Below are 15974 nucleotides of genomic sequence, written 5' to 3' on the forward strand. Positions count from 1 at the left end.
CGCCATCCCTTGTTCAAGGCCCGCCACCGGGCCGCGCCTCGTTACGATCGCGCCCAGGCCACATGGCCTGGGAAGGGAATCGGATGGACTTGCGACTGGCGTTGTATGAACTCGCCGCCCGGCATCGGCTGGATGCACCGAAAGTGACGCGGCTGCGGCAACTGGCCGGCATGGAGGGTGAGCCCACCGGCCTGGCCACCTGGCTGCCACGCGGCGTGGCCGTGCTCGGTGCGGCCCTGGGCGGGTTCGGCGTCATCCTGTGGATTGCCGCGAACTGGGAAGACTTCGGTCGCTTCGGCCGCTTCGGGCTGCTGCAGGGCCTGGTCGCCGCCGCGGCCATTGGTGCCTGGCTCAAGCCTCGCGCCCGTGCGCCGCTCGGGCTGGTCGCCCTGCTGGGCATCGGCGCCCTGTTCTCCTACTTCGGCCTGACCTACCAGAGCGGGGCCGATCCCTGGCAGCTCTTCGCGCTGTGGGCGGCACTCGCCCTGCCCTTGTGCCTGGGTATCCGCAGCGACGTGCTGTGGACGCCCTGGGCCCTGGTCGCCATGACCGGCATCTCGCTGTGGGTGTACGCCCACCTCGGCCACCGCTGGAGCGCGGAGTCCGACGACCTGCTCGTGCACCTGCAGGGCTGGGCGGCTGCCTTGCTTCTGGTGGCCGGACTGGGCACCGCTGCGAGGCGCTTCACCGGCGCTGGCGTGTGGTCGATGCGGCTGGCGCTGACGCTCACGGCCATCATGTTCTGCTCCACCGCGCTGGGCGGGCTGTTTTCCGACAGCGGCGGCTGGCACTACGCACTGAGCCTGGTGCTGCTCATCGTGGCGGCCGGCATGCTGTCGAACCCGCAGTTCTTCGACCTCTTCGGCCTGAGCGCCGTGGCCCTCGGGCTGGACGTGCTGCTGGTGGCCGGGTTGGGCAAGCTGTTGTTCAGCGGGCATTCGGGCGAATTCATCGGCGCGCTGCTCGTCCTCGGGCTGGCCGCGGCCGGGCTGCTGGCCGTCACGGTGAAAGTGGTGCTGGGCCTGGCCCGCCAGCAGGGAGAGGTGGCATGAACGCGAAGGTCCGTTTGAATGAAGCCATCGAGGCAGCCAAGTCGGAGGGCGTGCTGCCCGCCGAAGCCGAAGCCCTGGCGCAGGACTCGCGTCCCTGGCCGGTGGTGCTGCTCACGGCGCTGGGTGCCTGGCTCGCGGCCATCCCGCTGACCATCGTGGTCGGCATTGCCGTCATGCCGCGCAACCACGAGACGGCCGGCCTCTTCGTGGTGGGCCTGCTGGTGCTGGCTGGTGCCATCGCGGTCCTGCGCTCGCGCACCATCCCCCTGTTCGTCGAGCAGTTGGCGGTGCCGGGGCTGATCGTCGGCGGGTCGTGCATCGCCTTCACCATCTTCGACGGCATGCACTGGAAGGGCGGCGCGGGCCTTGTCGGCGTGCTGTGCATCGTGGTGGCCGTGCTCATTCCGCGTGCCTGGCTGAGGGTGCTGCTCAGCGGCGGTGCGGCGGCCCTGCTGGCCATCGCCACCGTGGACGAGAGCTGGTCCCATCGCGACGGCATCGCCAACGACTTCTGGTGGGCATGGCATGCCATCGGCTTGGCCGCCGGGCTGGCCGCCTTCGTGCAGTCGCAGCTGGGAACCGAAGGCCGCAGCGCCCGGATGGCGATCGCGCTCGATGCGATGGTGGCCGGCGTGCTGATCGCGATGCTGGCGGCGCTGTGCTGGTGGTCGGGCATGGCCTTCCTGTTCGGCGGCGCGCTGCAGATCCACGGCGACGGCCTGGACGCCGCATCCAACCACGTCCAGGCCACAGACCTCGCACTGCTCCAGGCCATCTCAGCGGCGCTGGCCATTGCCGCGGCCGCCTGGGTCGCACGCCAGTGGCCCACGGCCCGCAAGCCCTGGACGGCCGGGGTGGCGGCCGTGCTGGTGCTGCTGGCCTGGTTCATGCCTTCGCTGGGCGCGGTGCTGCTGGCGCTGGCGCTGTGCGTCACCGCACGCCGCTGGATGCTGGCCAGCACGGCCGGCGTCGCCTTCGCATGGATCCTCAGCAGCTTCTACTACGCCCTCACCTGGCCACTGGCGACCAAGGCCTGGGTGCTGGTGGCCTGCGGCGCACTGCTTGCCGCCCTGGCCTGGCTGGCCTCGGGGCGCAGCCTGCCCGCATCGGCGCCCGGCGTGCAGGCGCTCCAGTCCATGCCGCGCCATGTCAGCGGCGGCATCGCCCTCACGCTGCTTGCGACGCTGGTGGTGGCCAACGTCGGCATCTGGCAAAAGGAACAGATCGCGCGGTCTGCGCGGACGATCTACGTCGAACTCGCGCCGCGCGACCCTCGGTCGCTGATGCAAGGCGACTTCATGAGCCTGAACTTCAGGCTGCCGATGCCCGTGCAGGACGCGGTCCGCGACCTCGGAGACGGCGCCAAGCCGCAGGTCATCGCCAAGGTCGATGCGCAGGGCGTGGCGACGCTGGTGCGCATGGAAGACGGCTCACCACATGCCGCCGACGAGCTGCCCATCACCCTCGCCTACAAGGACGGCCGCTGGATCTTCGTGACCGACGCCTGGTTCTTCAAGGAAGGCGAGGCGGAGCGCTACGCCCCGGCGCGCTTCGGCGAGTTCAAGGTCGGCGCGGATGGGAAGGCGATTCTGGTCGGGATGCGGGGGGTGGACTTGAAGCCGTTGTGAGCATGAAGATGGCCATCCTGGTCCGCGATCACGAGGAGGTATGAAACATGCACATGCTTGCAGACGAAGTGGTTGCCATTGCACCCGAACGCGAGAAGTTCTTTGGATGCTCAGGACGGATGCTCTTGCCATGCCCGAGCACGGTCGCCGCCGTGGTCAAAGAGATTCCAAGCGGAAAAGTTGCAACGCTTGAGCTTCTGCGCAGCGAGCTGGCACGCCGGGCGGAGGTCGAGGCCGTTTGCCCCTTTCAAACGAAGCAGGCCTTGCGAGCAATCGCCGAGCAGACTGATGCGGTGCCGCTGTGGCGTCTTGTCAAGAGAAGCGGCGAACTGCTGAAGTACTTGCCTGGAGGCTCGGCACGCCAATCTTCGTTGCTAGGCAAGGAGAAGGTGGCCGTCGAGCAAACCGCAACCGGTGAAAGAGTGAAGAATCTCAAAGCTCATCTTGTGAGCTTTGAGGTCAGTGCTTCCTGAGGCACTGGCCTCGGGCAGCACCAGGTCGTCACTCTTCAGAGCGTTTTCTGGCCCTCGGCCTCCAAACGCCTCTTTATTCCGAACGCTGAGCGGCTCCCTTCCGGAGACGCACGTCACCAAGCCGGCTTCCGCTGGGATCGGCATGAGTCGCCGGGTTCGGCCAGGAGCAGGCGGTCGCGATAGACTGCTCCCGAACCAAGGCGTCCGCACGCGTCGCGGCAGTGCCACTCCAAGTGCTAACTCAACTGGAGCGGAAAGAGGAGTACCGATGGAACTAGAGCGTGGCCTGGATGCCCAGGTCAAGGAAATCTGCGACGAAGGCGACGTGCTCATTGAGATGGGTGATCTCAAAGGGGCCTTCCGGAATTTCTCCGAGGCGCTCTCACTTGTTCCCGATCCAAAGGAGAAATACACCGTCACAGCAGGCATCCTTGCCGGACTGGGTGATGTGTATTTCCATGGAAAGAGTTTTCTCCAAGGCAAGGAAGTTCTTAGCGACGCGATGCACTGCGCTGGGGCGATTGGAAGTCCGTTCCTTCATCTAAGGCTGGGCCAATGCCATTTCGAACTCGGTAATCTTGATCGAGCGATGGACGAGCTTGCGCGCGCGTACATGGGTGCGGGACTGGACATCTTTAGCCAAGAAGACCCGAAGTATTTGGGTTTCCTAAAGACTCGGCTCAAACCACCAGCGTCGGGACAATGGTGATGGGAGTCGGTCGTTTGCAGATGAGCGCATGTGACAGCTTTCAGAGGTCGCATTTCAGTTGACCGAAGAGAGATGAACAGCATTGATCGTTACCAGTCGCTGCTAGACGGCTACCAACGGGGCATCTACACCGATCGAGAGGTAATCGGTCAGGTGCTCGATATGCTGGTTGAGGGCTCGGCTCGGGAAGCGCTTTGGCGAGAACTCACACTCGAGCATCGCGACGAGATCACGCAGTTTTTGACCAACTACGATGAGTCGGCCCCTCCGCTACTCCCGCATGAGCACTGGCGACTGGTCAAGGAAGGACAGGTTGCGCTCCGGCGCTGGTTCATGGCCCGATGAGGAGGGGCCTAGTGAACGACTGGGTTCCTCGAGCGTCTGCGTCACCTCTCGAGCCGGCGGTTTCGGGACCTCCAAGCCTGCAACGGGTCGATATCCGTCGGTCACGTTGCCGAACCGACTATTCACATCGACCACTCCAGGCAGTTCCGCTCACTGGCGGCGGCGCAAGTGGCCGACGGGCACGTATGCGTACCCGGGTCCATGACAGCCTCGGCGCTCCGCCGGCGCCTATCGTGGCGACAAGCTCACGAACTCCACCCCCTGCACCTTGGAGGTCTTGAGGTCGAACTTCGCCAGCGTCTTCTGCCCCAGCAGCGGCAGGCACTTGGCGCAGGTCATCGCCACCTGGTCCTTGAGTTCGAAGGGCCCGACCTTCATCGAGGCGATGCGCACGATCTGCCCGGTGGTCTTGCGCCCGTCGGCCAGCCGGATGGGTACGTTGCGCTCGACGACCTTGTAGTCGATCTTCGCGCTGGCCATCAGCGCGTCGTTGAGCGCCACCGTGGCGGCGCCGGTGTCCACCATGAAGGCCTGCGGCCGTGCGTCGCCGAAGGTGACGGGCACGTAGAAGTGGTCGCCGTACTTCGGCAGCCGGATGGACTTGGGCTCCGTGCCCGGCGCCGACCGTTGCCGCGCCAGCGACGACTCGATGGCGATGCGCTGGCCTTCGAAATACGGGTCGTGCCCGGTCGCCACCGCTTCGTCGTCGTAGGCCGACAGCACCGCCAGCGCCTCGTAGTGGCGCTTTTGCAGCACCAGCAGCTTGGCCAGGCTGCCACGCACGTCCACGAGGCGTGGCACCACCGTCAGTGCCTTGTAGGACCAGTCGATCGCATCGTCGGTGCGCCCCACTTTCGCCAGGCTGTCGGCGTAGTAAGCGAAGAGGTCGTAGGTGCCCTCGCCCAGGTCCATCGCCTTCTCGAACTGGATGATGGCTTCCTTGTGCTTGTCCCGCTGGTTCAGCACGATGCCCAGGTTGGCGATCGCGTTCGAATCGGTGGGCCGCAGGCGCAGGTAGTAGGTCCAGTTCTTCTCGGCACAGTCGAGGTCGCGTGCCTTCAGGCAGGGCGTGACGGCAGCCTTGTACGACTCGGCGGTGACATCGGCCGCCAGGGCGAACAGGCAGGCCGACGACATGAAGCCGGCCAAGCCCGCCCGGGCTATCCATCGATTCATTTTCAAATTCTCCCGAACATCATCCGAACATGGCCGGCAAGTAGTACAACAGCAAGGCCGGGATCAGCGCCACAAGGATGAAATGCTTCCGGTACTTCCGGCCGTGACGCTCCACGATGAACTTGCTCTGGTCGCGTGCGCTGAAGACGTACCACAGGCAGGTCAGCGGTGACAGGAGGCTGCTCGCGACCAGCAGGCCGGCCGCACTTTGTTCGTGCCGCAGCATGTGGGTCATCACCACGCCCGTGGCAGCAGCACACACCGTCAGCCAGACCAGCGAAGCCCTGACCATGCCGGGGTTGCGCAAAGTGCGCGCGTTGAGCAGGTGCAAGACGCAGCCGAACAGCGGCGTGACCCACAGGCTCCATGCGGCCGCCGCATCCGGATTCCACAAGGCCTGGCCCGGTTCCAGAGGCACGGTGGCGGGCGCCTGGATGGACTCGCCCTCCAACACCAGGGCACCGGCGCGGTACTGGGCGACCACCTCCTTGGCCTGCTCGGCCATGGACTGTCTCACCATCACCCGCACACCACCCACGGCCACGGTCCAGACCCAATTGGCCTGCACCGTGTTGGCGTCGGCCACGTGGGCTGCGATGCCCGCCGATTCCAGGCAATTCCTGATGATGTGAGCCTCGGTCGGCGATTGCACGCGCTCGACCACCACGAAGTCGCCTTCACCCGACTGGACCGAGCCCTCAGCGTCGGCCCCGTCCTCCATCTGAGTCATGTCCATTCTTCCTCCCCATGTCCTCACCCGCCCCGGTTGCGCATCCAGTCCGCCGTGCCGAAGAACGACCCCGCCAGGCGCTCGGCGAAGGCTGGGTCGATCTTCACTTCCTCCATCGCCTGGATCATGCAGGCCATCCACTGGTCGCGCTCGGCGATGCCGATGGAGAACGGCAGGTGCCGCGCCCGCAGCATCGGGTGGCCGAAGCGTTCGATGTAGTGCTGCGGTCCGCCCAGCCAGCCGCACAGGAACCAGAAGAGCTTGTCGCGCGAGCCTTCCAGGTGCGACGGGTGCAGCTTGCGAATGCCGGCGTAGGCCGGCTCCAGGTCCATCAGGTCGTAGAAGCGTTGCACGAGCGCCAGCACTGCCGGTTCGCCGCCGAGGACTTCGAAAGGGGTCGGGCCCGCGGGGGCCTCGTCGTCGCTGTCGCTCACCCTGCAAGCTTCTCCGCGATGCCCATCACGCCCTTGGCGGCTGGGCACCCGGGCAGCGCTTCCAGCAGCAGTTGCCGGCGTTGCACCGCCTCGCGCACGGCCGGGTCGGTGGGCACCTCGCCCAGCAGTTCCAGCTTGAGCGGGGTGTCGGTGCCGTTGGAGACGAAGCGGTCCACCACCTGCTGCAGCTGGCCGCGGATGATGCGTCCCTCGCCCATCTTGTTGGTCTGGTTCACCGCCAGCTTGATGACCTTGCGCTGCTGCTGGCCGGCCAGCACCTTGATGGTGGCGTAGGCATCGGTCAGCGAGGTGGGTTCCGTCGTGGCCACCACCATCACCTCGTCGGCCAGCGAGACGGTGTAGAGCACCACGTCGGAAATGCCGGCACCGGTATCGAGCAGGATGCGGTCAAAGCGCGGCGACACCTTCTGGATCACGCCCAGCAGCTGGTCGCGCACCTCGGGCGTGAGCCGTGAATACTCCACGAGTCCGGAGCCCGCCAGCAGCACCGAGAAACCGCCCGGCGCAGGCAGGATGGCTTCGGACAGGTCCGCCTTGCCGGTGAAGACGTCGTGCAGGGTGATCTTGGGGAAGAGGTTGAGCACCACGTCGAGATTGGCCAGGCCCAGGTCGGCGTCCAGCACCAGCACGCGCTCGCCGCGGCGGGTGAGCGCGGCGGCGAGATTGGCGGCCATGAAGGTCTTGCCCACGCCGCCCTTGCCGCTGGTCACGGCGGTGATGCGGGCGGTCATGACACCACCTCAAAAGGAAAGCGCAAGGATGACAGCACTTGGCTCATTCGAGGTCCTGAAATTGTGATTGCCCGAACAGCATCCCTTTTTCTTCTGCACTCACCTGGGACACGGTGGGTTGCTCAAGGCAGGCGCGGTTGCGGCCTTCGGCCTTGGCACGGTAAAGCTGCTGGTCAGCGCGCTCGATCCACAACACGGCGGAGGAGCGCACCCACTGCGGCGCAAAAGCGCCGCCGATGCTGATGGTGACGGACACCTCCACGCCCATCGCCACGGAAATGGCTCGCCGCTGCACCTTCAGCCGGATGCGTTCGGCCACCGTCTGGCCGAAGGCCGGCGGGCAGTTGGGCAGGATGACGGCGAATTCCTCGCCGCCGAAGCGTGCCACCGTGTCCATGGGGCGCACGCAGTCCTGCAGCGCATGCCCCACGGCCTTGATGACCTCGTCGCCCGCGGCATGGCCGTGGGTGTCGTTGACCCTCTTGAAGTGATCGATGTCGATCATCAGCACCAGCGCCGATTCACCGGCACGCGCCACGCGGTCGATCTCGCGGGCGATGGCCAGCTCGAACTGGCGGCGGTTGGACAGGCCCGTCAGCGCATCACGGCTGGACAGGTTGCACAGCCCGTCGATGACGGCCTGCAGCCAGGGCAGAGAGCCCTGGGCGTGATCCTTGGGCAACTCATGGCCCGCCTGAGCCAGCAACTGCAAGGCAGCCGACAACTTGAGCGTCGGCGGCGATTTGTCGATGGCAGGCTGGATGGACGGTTTCATTGACGGAAATCCACGCGGGGCAGTCTAGCAGCGGGTCAGCGGGGTTCCATCGGGAACTGTGCCGTGTTTCACACGCATCTCCCACTCTTGCACGCGACTCAAGCCCGACACACTCAAGCCGATATCCCACTGTCGGCCCGGCATGCGATGAAGCACGCCCGGCCCAGAACAACGGAGTATTCATGAGCGCTGTCCTGTCTCCCGCATCCGCCGCGACCCCGCGTGCCGACGGCCTCGCCGGGGCGGCAGACCAGGAGTTCAGCTTCGGCACCGCCGACTTCGAGCGGGTGCGCCAGCTCATCTACCAGCGCGCCGGAATCAGCCTGCATTCGGGCAAGCAGGCCATGGTCTACAGCCGACTGTCGCGCCGGCTTCGTGAAACAGGACACAAATCCTTCTCCAGTTACCTGCAGTGGCTGGAGCATCCGCAAGGCGTGGCGGGCGATGCCGAGTGGCAGGAATTCGTCAACTGCCTCACGACCAACCTCACCTCGTTCTTCCGCGAAGAGCACCACTTCCACGAACTCGCGCGCGACCTGAAGGGCCGCACGCAGCGGCCGCTGCGCATCTGGTGCAACGCCGCATCCACGGGCGAAGAGCCGTATTCCATCGCGATGACGGTGTGCGAGAGCGTGGGCACGTCGGGCGTGAGCATCTTCGCCAGCGACATCGACACCAAGGTGCTGGCCACCGCATCGCGCGGCGTGTATGCCGCCGATTCGCGCGGCCTGTCGGAACAGCGGCTGAAGACGCACTTCCTGCGCGGCAAGGGCGCCAACGCCGGCTTCATCCGCGTGAAGCCCGAGCTCGCGAAGCTGATCGATTTCCGTGCGCACAACCTGATGTCGGTGAACTGGTCGCTGGGCGATCCGTTCGACGTCGTGTTCTGCCGCAACGTGATGATCTATTTCGACGCGCCCACGCAGCGCAAGGTGCTGGAGCGCATCCACCGGGTCATGAAGCCCGGCGGCCTGTTGTACGTCGGCCACTCCGAGAACTTCTCGGACGCACGGGACTTGTTCCGGCTGCGCGGCAAGACGATCTATGAGCGGGTGTAGTCCGCAGTACCCGAAGTCAAGACAACCCACTCCAAGCCGATAAGAACCAATCATGGCCCTCGCTTCCACCCTTGCCCCACCCGCAGGCTCACGCCTGGACCACCTCAAGGCACAGTCGCGCAAGCCCGGAGAAGCCTCGTTCTTCTTCTACGACGCGCACTTCAAGAACGACGCGGTCAAGATCCTGCCAGGCGAGTACTTCGTCTACAACGAAGACATCCTCATCATGACGACCCTGGGCTCGTGCATCGCCGCCTGCCTGTGGGACCGCACCGCCCGCGTGGGCGGCATGAACCACTTCATGCTGCCCGACGGCGCCGGCGACTCGGGCCGCTACGGTTCGTACGCGATGGAACTGCTCATCAACGAGATGATGAAGCGCGGTGCCTCGCGCATGAACATGGAAGCCAAGGTCTTCGGCGGCGGCCAGGTGGTCGCGGGCATGAATTCGATGAACGTGGGCGAGCGCAACACCTCCTTCGTCATCGACTACCTGAAGATGGAGCGCATTCCCATCCTGTCCAAGGATGTGCTGGACATCTATCCGCGCAAGGTGTGCTTCCTGCCGGCCAGCGGCAAGGCCATGGTCAAGCGCCTCGCCCCGGCGAACGCGGAAGCCCTGGTGGCGCAGGACCGCGCCGCCCAGCAGCGCGCAGTGCCGGCCAGCACCGGCGGCGGTTCAGTCGACTTGTTCTGAGGATTCACCATGGGCGGACGAGACAACGCAGTGGCCAAGACCCGCGTCGTGGTGGTGGACGACTCGGCGCTGGTGCGCAGCCTGCTCACCGAGATCATCAACCGCCAGCCGGACATGATGTGCGTGGGCGCCGCGAGCGACCCGTACGCGGCGCGCGAGATGATCCGCTCGCTCAATCCGGACGTCATCACGCTGGACATCGAGATGCCGCGCATGGACGGCATCGACTTCCTCTCCAAGCTCATGCGCCTGCGGCCCATGCCGGTGGTGATGGTGTCCACGCTGACCGAGCGCGGCGCCGAAGTGACGCTGCGCGCGCTTGAACTGGGTGCGGTGGACTTCGTGGCCAAGCCCAAGATCGGCGTGGCCGACGGCCTGCGCCTGCTGGCTCAGGACATCACCGACAAGGTGCGCATCGCCTCCAAGGCGCATCTGCGCCGGCTGCACGTCACGGCGGCCAATGCGGAGTCGACATCCGGCACCTCCGATTCCCCGGCGGCCCCGGTGGCGCCCATCGCGAACATCGGCCGGCTGTCGACGGAAAAGATCATCTTCATCGGCGCCTCCACCGGCGGCACCGAAGCGACCAAGGAAGTGCTGATCAACCTGCCGCCTGATTCGCCGGCCGTGGTCATCACCCAGCACATGCCGCCGGGCTTCACCAAGAGCTACGCCAACCGGCTGGATGGCCTGTGCAAGATCCGCGTGGCCGAGGCCCGCGACGGCGACCGGATTCTTCCGGGCCACGCCTACATCGCCCCCGGCGGCTTCCACCTGAGCGTGGAGCGCAGCGGCGCGAACTACATCGCCCGCGTGCAGGACGGCGAACCGGTGAACCGGCACAAGCCTTCGGTGGAAGTGCTGTTCAAGTCAGCCGCGCGCGTGGTGGGGCCCAACGCCCTGGGCCTGATGCTCACCGGCATGGGCGCCGACGGTGCCAAGGCCATGAGGGAAATGCGCGACGCCGGCAGCTACAACTACGTGCAGGATGAAGCCAGCTGCGTGGTCTTCGGCATGCCGCGCGAGGCGATCGCCGCGGGTGCGGCCAACGAGATCCTGCCGCTCACACAGATCGCGCCCAAGCTGATCGAGCGCTTGAAGAGCACGGCAGGAATGTCCCTCAACCGCGTGTGAAGTTGGCCCCCCAGTCGCTACCGCTCCTGCCCCCAAGGGGCGCCACCCAGCGGACTGGCGGAGCCAGATCCGCGGGCGTTGCTTGATGGGCGCTTGCTGCGCTTGCTCAGAATAGGGAGTCGGGGTGGCCGGCGCGCAGCAGGGTGAGTTGCTGCCGATCGACTTCGCGTCGGGCCGATGCCTCGGCAATCATCCAGTCCGGCGCGCCGATGTCGCGCAGCAGCAGCTCGTTCATGTCGGCAATGGCACGCGTCTCGATGTCCATGCGCCGCCGCTGCAGGCGCACATCCCAGGCGGTGGCCATCGCCAGGAGGGCGTCTCCGACGACTTGCAGCAGGCGCACGTGCATCGGACGGTAGAGCTGAATCGTCGATTGGCAGGTGGTGGTGGCTTGCATGGCGGGCTCCTGGTGGCGATTCGTTGCTGGTAAGGATATGAGCCCAGCAGTCGATAGTGAAGCGACTTGTTCTGGCCATCTTGGAAAGTTATGCTTACCAGCATGGCCCGCATCCCCCTCCACACCCTGCCCACCTTCCGCGCCGTGGCCAAGCTCGCCAACCTGCGCGCCGCCGCCGAAGAACTGCACCTCACCCACAGCGCGGTCAGCCAGCAGATCCGCAACCTGGAAGAGCAGCTGGGCTTCGAGCTCTTCGAGCGGCGTGGCCGGCGCGTGGTGCTGAACCCGGCCGGCGAGGCGCTGCTGCGCAGCGTGGAGCAGGCACTGGCGCAGATCGACGATGGCGTGCAGTCGGCCGCGGCAGCGGCCAGCGGGTCGGCCCAGCGCCTGCGCATCACCACCCTGCCCTCGTTCGCCCAGCGCTGGCTGCTGCCGCGCATGGGGCGCTGGCGCGAACGGCACCCGCAGATGGCGCTGGAGATCGATGCATCGCAACAGGTGATCGACCTGCAGCGCGATGGCTTCCACGTGGCCGTCCGACAGGGGCGCGGCCCGTGGCCCGGGCTGGTGTCCGAACACCTGTTCAGCTCGCCCATTCCCTTCATCATCGTCGGCTCGCCCACCGCGGCGCGGCGGCTGCTGGGCGCCCAGCCCGAGGCGCTGGCCCGCGAGCCGCTGCTGGGCGACGCCGACCCCTGGAACCGCTGGTTCGCCGCCGCGGGCCTGCGCACCCACGTCACGCCCATCGCCAACTTCAACGATGCCGGGCTGATGCTGCAAGCGGCCGAACAGAACCTGGGCCTGGCCTTGGCGCGCGAGCTGCTGGCGGCCGATGCGTTGTGCGATGGCCGCCTGGTGAAGCTGTCGCCGGTGGAAATCCACCTGGAGTACGCCTACCCCTACCACCTGGTCTATCCGCCGGCACTGAAGGACTGGCCGCCGCTGGCGCTGCTGCGGCAGTGGCTGCACGACGAGCTGGAGCGCTCGCGCGAGACCCTGCACCCCAAGGCCCGGCGCAGCCGCGCACGCCCCTGAACCCTGGGGCGCAACCGGTTTTGCCGAAGACGGTGCTCAGGTAGCATGCCAGCACCGAGGGCGCAAAGCCCCGCATCAACCGGGAGGAACCCATGATCAGCCACATCACCTGGCGCGGCATCGTCGCCGCCTTCACCCTGGCCTTGTCCCTCGGACTGGCCCACGCCGAGCCCGACGAGGCCCGCAAGAAGGAAATCATGGCGGCCTTCGAAGCCGCCCAGGCGGCCGCCGTCGCGGGGCCGAGCGATATCAAGCTGGCCGGGCAGGCCGTGCTCAAGCTGCCCGCGGGCATGGCCTACGTGCCGCAGCCCGCCGCCGGACGGCTGATGCAGGCGCTGGGCAACGGCGCCGACAGCAGCCTGCTGGGCCTGGTGCGCGGCACGGGCGACAACCACTGGCTGGTCGTCGCACGCTACGAGCCCTCGGGATACATCAAGGACGACGATGCCAAGGACTGGAACGTCGATGACCTGTTCAAGAGCCTGAAGGACGGCACCGAAGCGGGCAACAAGGAGCGCCAGAAAATGGGCTTCCCGCCGCTGGAGATCGTGGGCTGGGTGCAAAAGCCGAGCTACGACGCCGCCGCGCACCGGCTGGTGTGGTCCATGGCTGCGCGCACGCCCGGCGAGAGCGAGGCCGACCAGAGCATCAACTACAACACCTACGCGCTGGGCCGCGAAGGCTATGTGTCGCTGAACCTCATCTCCTCGCGCGGCGACATCGAGCACGACAAGCCCGCAGCGCACGCGCTGCTGTCGGCCCTGAACTTCAACGACGGCAAGCGCTACAGCGACTTCAACGCCAGCACCGACAAGATGGCCGAGTACGGCATCGCCGCACTGGTGGCCGGCGTGGCCGCGAAGAAGCTGGGGTTGTTCGCGGTGATCCTTGCGTTCGCCGCGAAGTTCTTCAAGATCATCCTGGTCGCCGGCGCGGGCCTCCTCGCGGTGGTGGGCAAGTTCTTCAAGCGCAAGGAAGAGGCGTGATCAAGCTGCTTGCATTGCTGCTGTCGGGCGTGAAGCTCGGCAAGCTTTTCTCCACCGGCGGCACCATGCTGCTGTCGGTGGTGATGTATTCGTGGGTGTTCGGCTGGCGGTATGCCGTGGGCTTCGTGATGATGCTGTTCATCCACGAGATGGGCCACTTCATCGCGGCCCGCCAGCGCGGCCTGCGGGCCGGCCTGCCGATGTTCATCCCCTTCGTCGGCGCCTGGACCACGCTCAAGGACGTGCCCCACAACGCCGAGACCGATGCCTACGTCGCCATGGGCGGGCCGCTGCTGGGCACGGTGGCGGCGCTGGTGTGCTACTTCATCGCACGCAACGAAAACTCCAACCTGCTGCTGGCCATCTCCTACTCGGGCTTCTTCCTCAACCTCATCAACCTGATCCCGCTCATGCCCTTCGACGGCGGGCACATCACGCAGGTCATCTCGCCGTGGCTGTGGGCGGCAGGCGTGCCCTTGCTGGGCCTGCTGATCTGGTGGAACCAGAGCCCGGTGCTGCTGCTGATCGCCTTCCTCGCGGGCACGCAGCTATGGTCGGCCTGGAAGCACCGGCACGACCCGCAGCTGCAGGCCTACCGCATTGCTTCGATGGAAACGCGCATCGGTTACGCCACCTGCTACATCGCGCTGGTGGGGTTCCTGGGCATCATGGCCAACGACGTGCACGAGATGCTGCGTGCGCCGATGGTGGGTCCGTCGGGCACGGTCTGAGCCGAGTCAGAGGAACAGGGCCTGAAGGTCGCTGAGGAAGTCAAAGCCTCGCACGGTGGGCCTCACCCACTGCCAGTCGCGCTCGATCAGGCCCTTGTCTTCGGCCTGCTGCAGGGGCGACTGGATGACAGTGAACGGCAAGCCGGTGCGCTCGGTGAAGCGCGCGATCTCGAAGCCTTCCTTCAGGCGCAGGGCGTTGAGCATGAACTCGAAGGGCAACTGGTCGCGCGCGACTTCCTCGTCCTGCGTGATGGCGGCGCCGGCTTCGGCCTGGTCCATGTAGCGGGCCGGGTCGCGGTAGCGGACCTGCCGCACCACGCGGTGCGGAAAGCTGAGCTTGCTGTGTGCGCCCGCGCCGATGCCCAGGTAGTCGCCGAACTGCCAGTAGTTGAGGTTGTGCTGGCAGCGGTGGCCCGGCTGCGCGAAGGCGGACACTTCGTAGCGGTCCAGGCCTGAGACGGCTGTGCGCTCGGTGATGAGGTCCAGCATCTGCGACGACAGGTCGTCATCAGGCACCTGAGGCGGATGCTTGGCGAAGAAGGTGTTGGGCTCGATGGTCAGGTGGTAGATCGACAGGTGCGGCGGCTTGAACGCCAGCGCCTGTGCGAGATCGGCCTCCAGCTCGGCCAGGGTCTGGCCGGGCAAGGCGTACATCAGGTCGAGGTTGAAGGTGTCGAAGCACTGGCTGGCTTCTTCCAGCGCCGCCCTGGCTTGCGCACTGTCGTGCACGCGGCCGATGGCCTGGAGCTTGGCGTCGTCGAAGCTCTGCACCCCCACCGACAGACGCGTGACGCCGGCCTGCCGGAACGCCTTGAACCGGTCGCGCTCGAAGGTGCCGGGGTTGGCCTCCAGCGTGATCTCGCAACCCGGCTCCAGCGGCAGGCGTGCGCGCAGGTCGGTGATGAGCTGGTCGATGCTCTCGGGCGAGAACAGGCTGGGCGTGCCGCCGCCGATGAAGATGCTGTGCACGCGGCGGCCCCAGATGAAAGGCAGCGCAGCTTCGAGGTCGGCACGCAGGGCGGCGAGGTAGCGGGCTTGCGGAAGGTCCTGCTTCTGCTCGTGCGAGTTGAAGTCGCAGTACGGGCACTTGCGCAGGCACCACGGCAGGTGCACGTAGATGGCCAGCGGCGGCAGGGCCGCGAGGCTCAGCGTGCCGGGGCGCATGTAGCGCGCCACCATGTCGCCCACCGGCTCGCCCGGCGTCAGCACGGGCGCGACGCGGATCTCAGCCAAGGTGCCACACCTCTCGCATGAAGGCGAGCATCTGCGCCGCCGCGATGGCGCGGTGGCTGTGCCGGTTCTTCACCTCGGCGGTGAGTTCGGCCACGGTCTTGTCCAGGCCGGGGATGAACATCAATGGGTCGTAGCCGAAGCCACCTTCGCCGCGCAGGGCGGTGAGGATCTCGCCGTTCCAGCGGCCGAAGGCGATCAGCGGCTCGGGGTCGTCGGCGGAACGAACAGCCACCAGCGCGCTGACGAAGCGCGCGCGACGGTCGGCGACGCCCTGCATGCGTTGCAGCAGCAGCGCGTTGTTGGCGGCATCCTGCCTGGCACGCAGTTCCTCGCGCGGCAGCGACCTGGCTGCCGCTTCGACGTCAGCGAAGTGCGCGGAGATCACGCCGGGCATGCCGCCCAGCGCATCGACGCACAGCCCGGAGTCATCCGAAATCGCCGGCCCGCCCGAGGCCTTTGCCGCATGGCGCGCCTTGACCAGCGCGTTCTCCACGAAGGTGCGGTGCGGCTCCTCGGACTCGCTGATGCCCAGGTCGCCCTGCTTCACCAGCGTGAGTCCCACGGGTTCGAACAGCGCCTGAAGCTCGGTGAGCTTCTTGGCATTGTTGGAAGCCAGGACGAGCCGCATG

At 66.5% G+C, this 15974-nt stretch carries 19 protein-coding genes; 11 read left to right on the top strand and 8 right to left on the bottom strand.

The window, feature by feature from the left end; translation table 11 throughout:
* The first annotated feature begins 83 nt into the window (after nucleotides 1-83).
* The 5 genes from DZC73_RS09605 (at nucleotide 84) to DZC73_RS09625 (ending at nucleotide 4207) form a co-directional block, all read left to right on the top strand.
* On the top strand, nucleotides 84-1052 hold the full coding sequence (locus DZC73_RS09605; protein WP_124540003.1) for a DUF2157 domain-containing protein: 969 nt from the start codon (nucleotides 84-86) through the stop codon (nucleotides 1050-1052).
* The gene (locus DZC73_RS09610) at nucleotides 1049-2680 is read left to right on the top strand and encodes a GDYXXLXY domain-containing protein (protein ID WP_124540004.1); all 1632 of its coding nucleotides are present in this window, start codon (nucleotides 1049-1051) and stop codon (nucleotides 2678-2680) included. The genes DZC73_RS09605 and DZC73_RS09610 overlap by 4 nt, the downstream gene beginning before the upstream one ends.
* Before the next feature lie 47 nt (nucleotides 2681-2727).
* Nucleotides 2728-3153 carry an MGMT family protein gene (locus tag DZC73_RS09615; protein WP_124540005.1) on the top strand — a complete coding sequence of 142 codons (426 nt, stop codon included), beginning with the start codon at nucleotides 2728-2730 and terminating at the stop codon, nucleotides 3151-3153.
* A gap of 268 nt (nucleotides 3154-3421) precedes the next feature.
* Nucleotides 3422-3862 (top strand): tetratricopeptide repeat protein, encoded by a 441-nt coding sequence (locus tag DZC73_RS09620; RefSeq protein WP_124540006.1) that lies wholly within the window; start codon nucleotides 3422-3424, stop codon nucleotides 3860-3862.
* Nucleotides 3863-3934: 72 nt separating this feature from the next.
* The gene (locus DZC73_RS09625; RefSeq protein ID WP_124540007.1) at nucleotides 3935-4207 is read left to right on the top strand and encodes a hypothetical protein; all 273 of its coding nucleotides are present in this window, start codon (nucleotides 3935-3937) and stop codon (nucleotides 4205-4207) included.
* A gap of 228 nt (nucleotides 4208-4435) precedes the next feature.
* Here the strand turns inward: DZC73_RS09625 and DZC73_RS09630 are convergent, their stop codons facing one another.
* From DZC73_RS09630 to DZC73_RS09650, 5 genes are read right to left on the bottom strand one after another with little or no spacing between them, the layout of a single operon-like run.
* Nucleotides 4436-5383, bottom strand: a complete 948-nt coding sequence (locus DZC73_RS09630) for a retropepsin-like aspartic protease (RefSeq protein ID WP_124540008.1) — start codon at nucleotides 5381-5383, stop codon at nucleotides 4436-4438.
* 19 nt (nucleotides 5384-5402) lie between these two features.
* Nucleotides 5403-6113 carry a putative signal transducing protein gene (locus tag DZC73_RS09635; protein ID WP_161974520.1) on the bottom strand — a complete coding sequence of 237 codons (711 nt, stop codon included), beginning with the start codon at nucleotides 6111-6113 and terminating at the stop codon, nucleotides 5403-5405.
* A 23-nt stretch (nucleotides 6114-6136) separates the two neighbouring features.
* A complete protein-coding gene (locus DZC73_RS09640) occupies nucleotides 6137-6547 on the bottom strand; it encodes a group II truncated hemoglobin (RefSeq protein ID WP_124540010.1) in 411 nt (136 codons plus the stop codon).
* Nucleotides 6544-7299, bottom strand: coding sequence for a MinD/ParA family protein (locus DZC73_RS09645; RefSeq protein ID WP_124540011.1), 756 nt, complete (start codon nucleotides 7297-7299; stop codon nucleotides 6544-6546). The genes DZC73_RS09640 and DZC73_RS09645 overlap by 4 nt, the downstream gene beginning before the upstream one ends.
* Nucleotides 7300-7342: 43 nt before the next feature.
* A complete protein-coding gene (locus tag DZC73_RS09650) occupies nucleotides 7343-8074 on the bottom strand; it encodes a GGDEF domain-containing protein (protein ID WP_124540012.1) in 732 nt (243 codons plus the stop codon).
* A gap of 182 nt (nucleotides 8075-8256) precedes the next feature.
* Between DZC73_RS09650 and DZC73_RS09655 the strand changes: the two genes are divergently transcribed.
* The 3 genes from DZC73_RS09655 to DZC73_RS09665 are packed head-to-tail and all read left to right on the top strand — an operon-like array spanning nucleotide 8257 to nucleotide 10963.
* Nucleotides 8257-9132, top strand: coding sequence for a CheR family methyltransferase (locus DZC73_RS09655; protein ID WP_124540013.1), 876 nt, complete (start codon nucleotides 8257-8259; stop codon nucleotides 9130-9132).
* A 52-nt stretch (nucleotides 9133-9184) separates the two neighbouring features.
* The gene (gene cheD / locus DZC73_RS09660; protein WP_124540014.1) at nucleotides 9185-9829 is read left to right on the top strand and encodes a chemoreceptor glutamine deamidase CheD; all 645 of its coding nucleotides are present in this window, start codon (nucleotides 9185-9187) and stop codon (nucleotides 9827-9829) included.
* Between the two features lie 30 nt (nucleotides 9830-9859).
* Entirely contained in the window at nucleotides 9860-10963 is a 1104-nt protein-coding gene (locus tag DZC73_RS09665) for a protein-glutamate methylesterase/protein-glutamine glutaminase (protein WP_198414829.1), read from the top strand.
* 106 nt (nucleotides 10964-11069) lie between these two features.
* Here DZC73_RS09665 and DZC73_RS09670 read toward each other — a convergent pair whose 3' ends face one another.
* Nucleotides 11070-11360 carry a hypothetical protein gene (locus DZC73_RS09670; RefSeq protein WP_124540016.1) on the bottom strand — a complete coding sequence of 97 codons (291 nt, stop codon included), beginning with the start codon at nucleotides 11358-11360 and terminating at the stop codon, nucleotides 11070-11072.
* A 90-nt stretch (nucleotides 11361-11450) separates the two neighbouring features.
* On the opposite strand from DZC73_RS09670, the gene DZC73_RS09675 reads away from it, so the two are divergent.
* The 3 genes from DZC73_RS09675 (at nucleotide 11451) to DZC73_RS09685 (ending at nucleotide 14112) form a co-directional block, all read left to right on the top strand.
* Nucleotides 11451-12395 carry a LysR substrate-binding domain-containing protein gene (locus DZC73_RS09675; protein ID WP_124540017.1) on the top strand — a complete coding sequence of 315 codons (945 nt, stop codon included), beginning with the start codon at nucleotides 11451-11453 and terminating at the stop codon, nucleotides 12393-12395.
* 92 nt (nucleotides 12396-12487) lie between these two features.
* Nucleotides 12488-13381 carry a DUF2167 domain-containing protein gene (locus DZC73_RS09680; RefSeq protein ID WP_124540018.1) on the top strand — a complete coding sequence of 298 codons (894 nt, stop codon included), beginning with the start codon at nucleotides 12488-12490 and terminating at the stop codon, nucleotides 13379-13381.
* A complete protein-coding gene (locus DZC73_RS09685) occupies nucleotides 13378-14112 on the top strand; it encodes a site-2 protease family protein (protein WP_124540019.1) in 735 nt (244 codons plus the stop codon). Before DZC73_RS09680 ends, DZC73_RS09685 begins: the two co-directional genes overlap by 4 nt.
* A 6-nt stretch (nucleotides 14113-14118) precedes the next feature.
* Here DZC73_RS09685 and hemW read toward each other — a convergent pair whose 3' ends face one another.
* Together hemW and rdgB are read right to left on the bottom strand one after the other, a co-directional pair.
* Nucleotides 14119-15291, bottom strand: coding sequence for a radical SAM family heme chaperone HemW (hemW, locus tag DZC73_RS09690; protein ID WP_124540377.1), 1173 nt, complete (start codon nucleotides 15289-15291; stop codon nucleotides 14119-14121).
* Between the two features lie 46 nt (nucleotides 15292-15337).
* Entirely contained in the window at nucleotides 15338-15973 is a 636-nt protein-coding gene (gene rdgB, locus DZC73_RS09695) for an RdgB/HAM1 family non-canonical purine NTP pyrophosphatase (protein WP_124540020.1), read from the bottom strand.
* Between the last annotated feature and the right edge of the window lies 1 nt (nucleotide 15974).

This window comes from Rhizobacter terrae (assembly GCF_003852895.1).
Taxonomy (GTDB): Bacteria; Pseudomonadota; Gammaproteobacteria; order Burkholderiales; family Burkholderiaceae_C; genus Albitalea; species Albitalea terrae.